The sequence below is a fragment of the Pseudoalteromonas sp. ESRF-bin5 genome, from assembly GCF_002632075.1.
Classification (GTDB): Bacteria; Pseudomonadota; Gammaproteobacteria; order Enterobacterales; family Alteromonadaceae; genus Pseudoalteromonas; species Pseudoalteromonas marina.
Map to the genome: position 1 here is coordinate 1 of NZ_NTLW01000071.1, position 11110 is coordinate 11110.

The 11110-nt window shown below is 40.6% G+C and carries 12 protein-coding genes and 2 pseudogenes; 9 read left to right on the plus strand and 5 right to left on the minus strand.

The window, feature by feature from the left end; all coding sequences use genetic code 11:
- A partial coding sequence (locus BCG07_RS02945) for a 2-oxoglutarate and iron-dependent oxygenase domain-containing protein (protein WP_286888564.1) occupies window positions 1–296 on the minus strand: 296 nt, incomplete at its 3' end.
- Window positions 297–556: 260 nt separating this feature from the next.
- Between BCG07_RS02945 and BCG07_RS02950 the strand changes: the two are divergent.
- Window positions 557–1306, plus strand: a pseudogene (locus BCG07_RS02950) (alpha/beta hydrolase family protein); the annotation flags it as partial.
- A gap of 50 nt (window positions 1307–1356) precedes the next feature.
- Here BCG07_RS02950 and BCG07_RS02955 read toward each other — a convergent pair.
- Window positions 1357–2076, minus strand: a complete 720-nt coding sequence (locus tag BCG07_RS02955) for an alpha/beta fold hydrolase (protein WP_243531064.1) — start codon at window positions 2074–2076, stop codon at window positions 1357–1359.
- Window positions 2077–2298: 222 nt separating this feature from the next.
- Between BCG07_RS02955 and BCG07_RS02960 the strand changes: the two genes are divergently transcribed.
- A complete protein-coding gene (locus tag BCG07_RS02960) occupies window positions 2299–2622 on the plus strand; it encodes a hypothetical protein (RefSeq protein WP_006794033.1) in 324 nt (107 codons plus the stop codon).
- 96 nt (window positions 2623–2718) lie between these two features.
- Here BCG07_RS02960 and BCG07_RS02965 read toward each other — a convergent pair whose 3' ends face one another.
- A complete protein-coding gene (locus BCG07_RS02965) occupies window positions 2719–2949 on the minus strand; it encodes a hypothetical protein (protein WP_010557107.1) in 231 nt (76 codons plus the stop codon).
- A gap of 114 nt (window positions 2950–3063) precedes the next feature.
- The gene (gene aspS / locus BCG07_RS02970) at window positions 3064–4842 is read right to left on the minus strand and encodes an aspartate--tRNA ligase (RefSeq protein WP_006794035.1); all 1779 of its coding nucleotides are present in this window, start codon (window positions 4840–4842) and stop codon (window positions 3064–3066) included.
- A 248-nt stretch (window positions 4843–5090) separates the two neighbouring features.
- On the opposite strand from aspS, the gene BCG07_RS02975 reads away from it, so the two are divergent.
- Both BCG07_RS02975 and BCG07_RS02980 read left to right on the plus strand, forming a co-directional pair.
- Window positions 5091–5939, plus strand: coding sequence for a DUF72 domain-containing protein (locus BCG07_RS02975; RefSeq protein WP_243531066.1), 849 nt, complete (start codon window positions 5091–5093; stop codon window positions 5937–5939).
- 30 nt (window positions 5940–5969) lie between these two features.
- Entirely contained in the window at window positions 5970–6467 is a 498-nt protein-coding gene (locus BCG07_RS02980; protein ID WP_243531069.1) for a M48 metallopeptidase family protein, read from the plus strand.
- Between the two features lie 125 nt (window positions 6468–6592).
- Here the strand turns inward: BCG07_RS02980 and BCG07_RS02985 are convergent, their stop codons facing one another.
- Entirely contained in the window at window positions 6593–7279 is a 687-nt protein-coding gene (locus BCG07_RS02985; protein WP_006794039.1) for a DUF3334 family protein, read from the minus strand.
- Between the two features lie 116 nt (window positions 7280–7395).
- On the opposite strand from BCG07_RS02985, the gene cmoA reads away from it, so the two are divergent.
- The 5 genes and pseudogenes from cmoA to BCG07_RS03010 all read left to right on the plus strand — a co-directional run.
- Window positions 7396–8121 (plus strand): carboxy-S-adenosyl-L-methionine synthase CmoA, encoded by a 726-nt coding sequence (gene cmoA / locus BCG07_RS02990; protein WP_138741089.1) that lies wholly within the window; start codon window positions 7396–7398, stop codon window positions 8119–8121.
- A 12-nt stretch (window positions 8122–8133) separates the two neighbouring features.
- Window positions 8134–9102, plus strand: coding sequence for a tRNA 5-methoxyuridine(34)/uridine 5-oxyacetic acid(34) synthase CmoB (gene cmoB, locus BCG07_RS02995; protein WP_286888573.1), 969 nt, complete (start codon window positions 8134–8136; stop codon window positions 9100–9102).
- Window positions 9103–9293: 191 nt separating this feature from the next.
- Entirely contained in the window at window positions 9294–10346 is a 1053-nt protein-coding gene (purM, locus tag BCG07_RS03000) for a phosphoribosylformylglycinamidine cyclo-ligase (RefSeq protein ID WP_006794042.1), read from the plus strand.
- Window positions 10346–10993, plus strand: a complete 648-nt coding sequence (gene purN, locus BCG07_RS03005; protein ID WP_286888575.1) for a phosphoribosylglycinamide formyltransferase — start codon at window positions 10346–10348, stop codon at window positions 10991–10993. The genes purM and purN overlap by 1 nt, the downstream gene beginning before the upstream one ends.
- Window positions 10947–11110, plus strand: a pseudogene (locus BCG07_RS03010) (DUF3108 domain-containing protein); the annotation flags it as partial. The gene purN and the pseudogene BCG07_RS03010, both read left to right, overlap by 47 nt.

The window sequence follows — 11110 nt, forward strand, 5'->3', positions numbered from 1 at the left end:
GCAGGTACACGCCCTTTTGGATAAACATGAAAGTACTCTTTTATGTCTTTAACGGTAAAGCCTTTAGCTACTTCAGACACTGAAGGCGGAAAGTAACCGTCTTGTGTTTCTTTAGAGTATAAAAAGTCGTGCTTTTGCTCTGAGTTAAAAAAGTCTTGCCAGTTTTTGTAAATAGACTCAACTAAAGACTGTGGAATTGGGTGATTTTTTAAAACACCAAATCCAGTATTTCTTAACGATTCAACAAATTGTGCAGCCGCATCGGGAGCTTTATAATCAACAGTAGGTAATTGCATTGTACGTTCCAGTGAATAGGTTATTTGAAGTTAGGTACTTCAAGTACTTTTATGTATATAAAGTAGCAAGGACTTCATTATAGCGCCATGCGAGGATAGACAAACAGCCCCAAAAACATAAGGACATATGTCCGCAAAGCGCTCCCATCAAAGGGTGCGTTGATCAAGATCAATAAATAAAAGCGATTGAATTTGCACACATTGATGCATATGTATGGTCTAGTATTACAACGTATTTTATTTGTTCAAAAAGGCGACCCATGCGACAAAAAGTATCTTTTAAAAGTGGTAATTTAGAACTTGCCGGACAACTTGAACTCCCCGATGGTGAAGTAAAATTTTATGCCCTCTTTGCCCATTGTTTTACCTGCGGTAAAGACATTGCAGCAGCAACACGTATTAGTCGTGCTTTAACACAGCAAGGAATCGCTGTACTTCGTTTCGATTTTACCGGCCTAGGCAACAGCGATGGCGACTTTGCAAACAGTAACTTTTCATCAAATATTCAAGACTTAGTATCTGCTGCAGATCATTTGCGAGCGCACTTTAAAGCACCGCAATTACTCATTGGTCACAGTTTAGGGGGTGCCGCAGTGCTTGCAGCTGCAAAATATATTCCTGAGGTGACAGCTATTACAACCATTGGCGCACCGTCAGATGCACAACATGTAGCACATAATTTTGAAGCCCATTTAGATGAAATAAACGCAGCTGGCGAAGCAAAAGTGAGTTTAGCTGGGCGTGAATTTACCATTAAAAAGCAATTTATCGACGATATAGCTAAATACGATAAAAGCCACATAAGTAAACTTAAACGCGCTTTATTAGTCATGCACTCACCGGTTGATACAACCATAAATATTACTGAAGCTGAAAAAATTTACGCATCCGCTAAGCATCCAAAAAGCTTTATAAGTCTAGATAACGCCGATCATTTACTGACTAATAAAAACGATGCCAACTACGCGGCAACAATTATTGCACATTGGGCAAACCGCTACGTAAATTACGCATAAGGAAAACTTACCATTACGCGCTGCTAAAGCGGCGCGTTAAACGGCTAATTCATAAAGTTAGCAACTTCATTACTCATTCTATCAACCAACCAGTGAGGACCACCATCATACATATCGTTATGGCGCGATTTTTCTATACGTAATTGAGTAACCGGAAACTCACTCAGCTCTTTTTCGCTTAAGAGCACACCGGCATCTGCCGGGTAATCACTACCTCTAAGGGTAAGTACACGAATATCTTTATTACGAGGCAGTAACATGCGGCGATGATCAAGCGTAATTAAATCACTGACTTCATCAGGATACATTGCAGCATACAAGGCTGAAATATCTCCACCATTAGAATGACCAAATAAAGTGAGCTTTGAAAAATCATACTCTGTGTATTTGGCTGCTAATTCATTAACTAAAAACTTAAGGGTGACCACACCGCGGTGCCAGTTCTCCATGCGAGTTGCCATATAAGGTGGATGCACATTTAACATAGGATCTGTTTTTAATTCATGGCCCACTGCAATGGCTAAATAGCCTTGTTTGTTAAATTCATCACTGGCAAAAGTATAGCTATTGTGACCCATACCATACCCTGCATTAATAAAGGCAACTGGGCATTTATTTTGTTTGCTGCATTTAACGTTATTTGTTGGCAACGAAATGCTAATTGGGATCTCACGATCACGGCTAATGTCTGTAATATATGTTTCGCTGGCATAGGAGCTTACACTTGTGAAAAGAAGTGTGAGGTAAAAAAGTGTTTTATGCATATTACTTAACGTATTGTTTATTATAATTAATGCGGGTTAGTTTAGGCGTTTTATAATATTAATGACAGCCTTAAAAGTAATAGTAGTCTGTGTGGTTATACCAAATTTATTTACATTTAAATTGCAGGTTAATAAATGTTGAAAAAGACTAACAGCCGCAAACGCAAAATTGTGCGATAATAGAGGCAATTGTTCCAATATACTCAGTAAAAGATCCAATACATGAAATCATACAGCACCATTGAACAGCGCATTGAAATTCTAGAAGAAAAGTTAGCCTTAATTAATGATGAAATTAGCACATTAAAAACACCCGCTAAAAACAACAATGAACGCATTATATTTAAGTTTATTGAAACCGGCAGTACCGGTAAAACAAAGGACTTTGTTCGTGAATTAGGAATTAAATCGCCGCGTGATGGACTGTTTTCATCTGGTGATGTTACTGCTTTAATTAAAAATGGCGCTGACGATATTTCGCCGGCGTTACTAGCAATTGCTAGGCAACTAGCCAGTGCACGCAATAAAAATGGCCCTAGCCGATAATTAAACAACGCATGTAACGTTTAGAAGCTTAGGCATCGTCTTTGCTTCTAATGTTTTAGTTAAACTTTTTACTTAACGCTTTCCTCTTCACAATTATCAATGGCTGTAGTCGCCTCTTTCTGGTAAATCTTTTCTTAGCGCAAGCACTGCAATATAAATAAGCCCAAACAATGGAAATAATGCTAAGCACCCGCCTACAAAAGCTAAAACACCTGGGCTGGTGCTTTTTCGCTTGCCAATTTTGTAGCTAATAAGCGCAAAAATAGGAATACAAAATAATATGAAAAATGTTAAAAACTCGCCAAATAAAGTGAGATTAATTGACATGGGAATTCCTTTTCATAGTGGTTAAATTATAATCTGCGCTAAATTTAACCACAAAAAAACCCTTAAGCAAACAACTTAAGGGTTTTAAATTCAATGCTGTAAACTCAGCTCAAATTACTCTTCGCTTGCGGCTGGTTTTTCTACCACACTGATTGCAAGCTCAGTTAACGAATCATTATTCGCTTTGCTTGGTGCGTCGGTTAATAAACAAGATGCTTGTGTAGTTTTAGGGAAAGCAATAACGTCACGAATGTTATCTGTTCCGCATAAAAGCATAACTAAACGGTCTAGACCAAATGCTAAACCTGCATGTGGCGGTGTGCCGTATTTAAGGGCATCAAGTAAAAAGCCAAATTTGTCTTGTTGCTCTTGTGCATCAATTCCTAAAATTCTAAATGCTGCTTCTTGCATATCTGCATTATGTATACGTACCGAGCCACCGCCCACCTCGTAGCCGTTTAATACCATATCGTAGGCATCTGAGATAGCCGCTGCAGGGTTTGCTTCAAGCTCACTTGCGCTAATATCTTTTGGTGCGGTGAACGGATGGTGCACAGCGTGTAATGTGCCTTCGTCGTCTTCTTCAAACATTGGGAAGTCTACAACCCAAAGTGGTGCCCAACTGTTAAGATTAGTGATTTCTAAATCTACACCAATTTTAAGGCGTAGTGCACCCATGGCTTCATTTACGGTGTTGCGCTTATCTGCACCGAATAGAATGATATCGCCAGTTTGTGCATTAGTACGCTCAAGTAACTGTGTGATCACATCTTCGTTTAAGAATTTAGCGATTGGCGATTGCACGCCTTCAACGCCTGCATCACGGTCGTTTACTTTCATCCATGCTAAGCCTTTAGCACCGTAAATACCAATAAACTTAGTGTAATCATCAAGTTGCTTACGCGAAAGCTTAGCGCCACCCGGTACTGTTAATACAGCAACACGGCCTTTTTCGTCGTTTGCAGGGCCTGAGAATACCTTAAACTCAACATCTTTTACTAAATCAGCAACGTCTACTAATTTCATTGGGTTACGTAAGTCTGGCTTATCAGAACCATATAAGCTCATTGCCTCAGAGTAAGGCATAATCGGGAAGTCGCCTAAGTCAACGTTGAGTAACGATTGCCACATTTCACGGATCATTTTTTCAGTCATACCACGTACTTGATCCGAGCTCATGAACGAGGTTTCTAAATCTATTTGAGTAAATTCAGGTTGGCGATCGGCACGTAAATCTTCATCACGGAAACATTTAACAATTTGGTAGTAACGATCAAAGCCTGACATCATCAACAATTGTTTAAATAATTGTGGCGATTGCGGTAATGCGTAAAAGCTGCCTTTATGCACACGGCTTGGTACTAAGTAATCGCGTGCACCTTCTGGCGTTGCTTTTGTAAGTACCGGTGTTTCGATATCTAAAAAGCCATTTTCATCTAAAAAGCGACGAACAAAGCTGCTTGCTTTAGCGCGTAATTTAATGCGGTCGCTCATTTCTAAGCGACGAAGGTCTAAGTAGCGGTACTTTAAGCGGCGCTCTTCAGAGTTTGTTTGGTTAAAATCAAGCGGCAATGGCTCTGAGCGGTTGATAATTGTAAGCTCGGTACCTAAAATTTCCACTTCGCCTGTTGCCATATCTTTATTTACTTGGCTTTCAGGGCGAGCACGTACAACCCCTTTTAACTGAACACAAAATTCTTGGCGAAGCTTGTTCGCTGTATCCATGAGTCCTTCAACTTCTGGATCGAATACAACTTGTACTAAACCTTCTCTATCGCGTAAATCGACAAAGATAAGTCCACCAAGGTCACGTCGTTTGTTGATCCAGCCACATAGTTCAACTTCTTGATCTACGTGAGTTTTATTTAGCTGTCCGCAGTATATAGAGCGCATAGTTTTCCTGTCAGATAAAAGGCTTCAACGGTAAAAATTATTTGTTTTTATAGGCGCATAATTTAAAAAAGAGCTACCACACTTCAAATAAAGCCGTAAGCAATCTAAGAATATTCAAATTAAGCCCTGCATTATACCCAAGTAGGTTGAAGATGCTAGGCGTGTTTGGTGTGTTGGTGTTAATTTAAAGCAGGCGCTGTTGGTATTTGCTACACTGGCGCCACGATGTAATTTATTAGCTATTTTTTATGTTATATATTGGATGCCCTCAGTGGTCTAGCAGTGCATGGAAAGGCAATTTATTTTCAAGCCAATGTAAAAACGCCGACATGCTAAGCCAATACGCACAGCATTTTAATTCGGTAGAAGGTAACACCAGTTTTTACGCCGACCCATCACCTAGTACTGTTTTGCGCTGGGCACAAAGCGTACCTGACGATTTTAGATTTACCTTTAAATTTCATCGTCGTTTTAGCCACGAGCTAGCGCTTAGCAACGTACAAACAGAGCTTACCGACTGGCTTACATTATTTGCCCCTTTGCTTGAAAAAACAGGGCAAATAATGCTGCAACTACCCAAAGCATTTGGCCCGAACGATTTACCCAAATTGGCACACTTTATTAGCTTACTGCCTAAAGAGATTACCTATGGTGTAGAAGTCCGCCATGCTGATTTTTTTAAAAAAGGTGAATCCGAAATAGCGCTTAATCAGTTATTAATGGCAAATAACATAAATCGTATTTCAATGGATACACGGGCGCTTTTTGCAGTAAAGCCAACCACCGAAGCGCTAATAGACGCCCAACAAAAAAAGCCTCACTTACCTGTACACGCTATTGCTACTGGCTCGCAGCCTATGGCGCGGTTTGTAATCGCTGATTTACAAAGCGACTATCAAGCCTTTTATAAACCGTGGCTGAGTAAAGTAAAACAATGGCTTGATGAGGGTAAATCCCCTTATGTGTTTTTTCATACTGCCGATAATCGTGAGTCGCCACTACTTGCACGTCAATTTTGTAAAGATCTTGGGTATAATCACCCAGTACTCAACCCGTTCAGCGGCGAAAAAGAAGCGCAGCAACATGCCCTGTTTTAAAAATTAAAACAAAAATATAGAGACATAAAAATGAGTGAATACGCCCGTTATTTTACAGGCTACCCTGCAAACATTGTTGAGCAAGTATTAAGTCTTATTAGTAACAATAAGGTATGTGACTACTTACTTAAAAAATACCCGCATACGCATACTATTACCAGCGACAAACTGCTTTACAGCTACGCAACAGAACTTAAAAAGCAGTATTTAAAAAACGCTCCACCTTTTGGTCGCGCTGCGTTTAAAAAACAAGGTGACATGGTAACTAACGCATTAGGTACTCACACCTACCGTATGCAAGGTAAAACCCGTAAACACGATTTAGCCATCAACAGCGATTTATTGCGCGCCCCCGAGCCATTATTAAAAGCGTTGGTTGTGCATGAACTCGCCCATTTTAAAGAAAAAGACCACAACAAAAGCTTTTATAAGCTGTGTTGCCACATGGAGCCACAATACCACCAGCTAGAGTTAGATTTACGGATTTTTTGTGTAGTGGTTGCGATGGGAGAGAATCCGTATAAATAAGCTTTTTGGCACAGCAAATTTCATTAGTAATTAAAACCCTCATAAATGAAAAACGCGATCTAAATCGCGTTTTTATTGTTTACAGTTTTTCAATTCTGACAGCTATAAACTGACAGCTTTGGGTGTTAAAGCCCTAACTCAGCCATAAAGTCGTCATCGGCATCATCTTGCACGGGCTCTTTTTTAGCCTGCGCTTTTTCAGCTTTTTGCTTTGCTTCGTTTTCAATAATGTCATCAGGGTCAATAGCCTCAATAATGTCAAAATCGTGCAGTTTAATAAACTCGGTTTTATCCATTGCCAGTTCTAGGTAAAAAATATTTTGATTACGTGTAGTAAAAGTAACACGTCGTGCTTGTGGGCGATCCATTGTGGTATCTACCGAAATTTGCACTTGTTTATTGATCGCCATCATTTTTGGCTGATTTTGCGTAATAGAGGTATGTAATTGCTCGCGAACCTTAGAAGTAAAGTCACCTACTATTTGGTTCATTAACTCGCCCATTACGTTTGAAACATCGTCTGACAAGTGACTATGTGCAATTTCTTCTTCTGGCATACCCATGTTGCGCATGTAGTCGCCGTAAATTTCCATTGCAGCCTGCGATGTAAAGTTGGTTACAACAAGCCCTGTAAAGCCGCCATCAAACAATACAAAGCAACCAATGTCTGGTCGCATGCAGGTGCGTGTTATTTTTTGAACCATGGCCGAGTAACTTATTTCGTTACCGCTTGCTGATGAAAGTACCCCTGTCACAGAGTGACAAAGCGTTGCTAGTATATCGTCGGTGCTAATAACTTTACTTTTGCTCATTTAACGTTCTCTTTTGTACTTATTATTCATAATTCTAGCCAACCTACTGAATTTATCACTGACTATCCAGCATAAAATGTTAAAATAACCTTATTATTTTTAAAGAGACTGCCTTCGTGACCATAAAAGACAGTATTTACGCCTCTGAGCAACAAGTAAAAGATTTCAGCTTTGACCAAAATGTGGTTGAAGTATTCCCTGATATGATTCAGCGATCAGTGCCTGGTTATGCCACCATTGTAAGCACTATGGGTAAATTAGCGGGCCAATACGCTCAAAGTAATTCTAACTTGTATGACCTAGGCTGCTCATTGGGCGCGGTTACGCTGAGCATGCGCCGTAATATTCGCACCGATAATTGCAACATTATTGCAGTAGATAACTCACAAGCCATGGTTGAGCGTTGTAAAATGCATTTACAAGGGTTTAAATCGGACGTGCCGGTTACTGTTACCCTTGGCGATATTAACGAGCTTGAAATTCAAAACGCATCGGTTGTAGCAATGAACTTTACACTGCAGTTTATACCCCATGCACAGCGCCAAGCTGTGCTTGAAAAAATTTACGCTAACTTAAAGCCCGGTGGTGTATTACTACTTAGTGAAAAAATTAAAGCCGAAAACGAGCAGTGCGATAATTTACTGATTGACTTGCATCATGATTTTAAGCGTCATAATGGCTACTCTGAGCTTGAAATAAGCCAAAAGCGCACAGCAATAGAAAACGTTATGCGCCCCGATACACTCAGCACACATATTAATAGGTTAAGTGATATTGGCTTTAGCCAAACACAAGTGTGGTATCAATGTTTTAATTTTTGCTCAATGGTAGCAATTAAATAAAAAGAGTAATTTATGTCTCAATGGTTTAACCAATTTTACGCTGCAATTGCACAAAGCCCACTTAGCCACTGGCTAGAAACGCTACCCGCCCAATTAAAACATTGGCAGTTAGAGGCAAGCCATGGTGATTTACCACAATGGCAAAAAGTGCTTAAAAATTTGCCTGAAATAAACACAACTCACGTTGATATAGCCACTAAAGTAGAAATTGGCGCAAAAGGGGAAATGAGTGAAGGCCAACAAAAGCAAACTACACACTTATTAAAGCGCATGATGCCTTGGCGAAAAGGCCCATTCAGTGTGCACGGTATTGAAATAAACACCGAATGGCGCAGTGATTGGAAATGGGATCGCCTGCTTCCACATATTGAACCATTAAAAGGCCGTACAGTGTTAGATATTGGTTGTGGCTCTGGCTATCATTTATGGCGCATGCGCGGAGAAGGCGCCGAGTTTGTAGTGGGTATTGATCCTTCTGACTTATTTTTGTGCCAGTTTCAGGCAATTAAACACTTCAACCCCGACGAAAACGTGCATTTATTACCATTAGGTGTAGAAGCCCTGCCAGAGCTTAAAGCCTTTGATACGGTATTTTCAATGGGGGTACTTTATCACCGTCGCTCGCCAATTGATTTTTTAGCGCAGTTAAAAGCGCAGCTTCGCCCGGGCGGCGAGTTAGTGCTTGAAACCTTAGTTATTGAAGGCGACGAAAATACAGTACTCGTGCCTACCGACCGCTACGCAAAAATGCGCAATGTGTGGTTTATTCCAAGTACTGTTGCATTAAAACTGTGGATGGAGCGCGTTGGCTTTAAAGATGTGCAAATAAAAGATTGCGCAATGACCACGCTTGATGAACAACGCAAAACCGATTGGATGGAAAACGAATCGTTAGTTGATTTTTTAGACCCAACCGACACCAGTAAAACCATTGAAGGCTACCCTGCTCCACTTAGAGCGATACTAACCGCCAAAGCATAGCGGTTAATTTAACGCTTTTAATACTAAAAAAACGTCAACGGGCGTTTTTTTTGTTTATTTAAACAACAAACAGCGGACAAGTGTCCTTGTTAATTATTTCAAACCTATATTTACGCTAGCCGCGCAGATGCAATTGTTGTAAAATACGCGCGTTTCTAAGCAACCCAAAACAACTATTTTGAGGAAAACCTGTGAGCGAACAAAAACAGTCTCTTAGCTATAAAGACGCGGGCGTAGATATCGACGCTGGTAATGCACTTGTTGAGCGTATTAAAGGCGTAGTTAAAAAAACCCGTCGTCCTGAAGTGATGGGCGGAATTGGTGGTTTTGGCGCACTTTGCGAAATTCCTGAAGGTTATAAACAACCTGTATTAGTAGCGGGTACTGATGGCGTGGGTACTAAATTGCGTATGGCAATTGACCTTAAAAAGCACGATACCGTAGGTATTGACCTAGTAGCTATGTGTGTAAACGATTTAATTGTTCAAGGTGCTGAACCCCTGTTTTTTCTAGATTACTACGCAACGGGTAAACTAGACATAGACACAGCAGCCGACGTAGTAACAGGTATTGGTAAAGGGTGTGAAATTTCAGGTTGTGCCCTAATTGGTGGCGAAACAGCAGAAATGCCAGGTATGTATGATGGTGAAGACTACGACATGGCAGGCTTTTGTACCGGTGTGGTTGAAAAATCAAAAATCATTGATGGTACTAAAGTAGCTGCAGGCGATCAGCTTATTGCCCTTGCCTCTAGTGGCCCACACTCAAATGGTTTTTCTTTAATTCGTAAAGTACTTGAGGTATCTAACGCCGACACCAATCAAGTAATTGATGGTAAAACATTAGGCGAGCATTTATTAGAGCCTACACGTATTTACGTTAAACCTTTACTTGAGTTATTTAAGCACGTTGACGTGCATGCCCTTTCGCACATTACTGGCGGTGGCTTTTGGGAAAATATTCCACGCGTATTACCTGCATCAGCTAAAGCTGTGGTTAAAGGCGACAGTTGGCAGTGGCCAAGTGTTTTTAACTGGTTACAAGAAAACGGTAATATTACTACACATGAAATGTACCGTACATTTAACTGTGGTGTAGGCATGGTTTTGGTTGTTCCTGCCGATAAACTTGAGCAAAGCTTAACTATGCTTAAAGATTTAGGTGAAAACGCTTGGCACCTTGGCGAAATCCAAGATGCGGCACCAGGCGAAGAGCAAGTAGACATCGTAGGTGGTGCTAAGTAATGGCACCTACTCGTCTAGTAGTTTTAATTTCAGGCAGTGGCTCTAATTTACAAGCCATCATTGATGCCTGTGAACGTGGCGAGATAAATGGACATATTGCGGCTGTTATTAGCAATAAAGCAGACGCATATGGCCTAGAACGAGCTAAAAATGCAGGCATTGCAACGCAAGTACTCAGTCATAAAGATTTTGACTCGCGCGAGGCCTACGACGCGCAGTTAATGAACGTTATCGACTCTTTTGAACCAAATCTAGTTGTATTAGCTGGGTTTATGCGTATTCTTACACCTAGCTTAGTGCAAAAATATATTGGAAAAATGTTGAACATTCATCCATCTTTGTTGCCTAAGTACCAGGGGCTGAATACCCACCAAAGAGCAATTGATGCAAAAGACGATGTTCATGGCGTAAGTGTTCACTTTGTAACTGAAGAATTAGACGGTGGTCCAGTCATTCTTCAAGCACAAATACCTGTACTCAAGGATGATACAGCAGACACATTAGCAAAGCGCGTGCACCAACAAGAGCATATAATTTATCCTTTGGTGGTCAAATGGTTCAGTGAACAAAGACTTACTATGGAAGCAGATTATGCGGTTCTTGACAAAAAACAACTTCCTGCACACGGCGCGCACTACCCACAATAAAAAAATAAGCGCCCTAATGCTATGTGCGGGCGCTTTACTTCCAACAAGCCTTATTGCAGGCGAATTGACTCAATACGAAGCCAAGTATGATATTTTGCGTAAAGGCAGCAATCACGG

Excerpts from the sequence above, each read along its gene's own strand:
- cmoB (WP_286888573.1), top strand. The coding sequence starts at position 8,134 with ATGTCTCAATGGTTTAACCAATTTTACGCTGCAATTGCACAAAGCCCA.
- purN (WP_286888575.1), top strand. The coding sequence starts at position 10,346 with ATGGCACCTACTCGTCTAGTAGTTTTAATTTCAGGCAGTGGCTCTAAT.
- BCG07_RS02985 (WP_006794039.1), bottom strand. The coding sequence starts at position 7,279 with ATGAGCAAAAGTAAAGTTATTAGCACCGACGATATACTAGCAACGCTT.
- BCG07_RS02975 (WP_243531066.1), top strand. The coding sequence starts at position 5,091 with ATGTTATATATTGGATGCCCTCAGTGGTCTAGCAGTGCATGGAAAGGC.
- BCG07_RS02960 (WP_006794033.1), top strand. The coding sequence starts at position 2,299 with ATGAAATCATACAGCACCATTGAACAGCGCATTGAAATTCTAGAAGAA.
- BCG07_RS02980 (WP_243531069.1), top strand. The coding sequence starts at position 5,970 with ATGAGTGAATACGCCCGTTATTTTACAGGCTACCCTGCAAACATTGTT.
- BCG07_RS02955 (WP_243531064.1), bottom strand. The coding sequence starts at position 2,076 with ATGCATAAAACACTTTTTTACCTCACACTTCTTTTCACAAGTGTAAGC.
- aspS (WP_006794035.1), bottom strand. The coding sequence starts at position 4,842 with ATGCGCTCTATATACTGCGGACAGCTAAATAAAACTCACGTAGATCAA.
- BCG07_RS02965 (WP_010557107.1), bottom strand. The coding sequence starts at position 2,949 with ATGTCAATTAATCTCACTTTATTTGGCGAGTTTTTAACATTTTTCATA.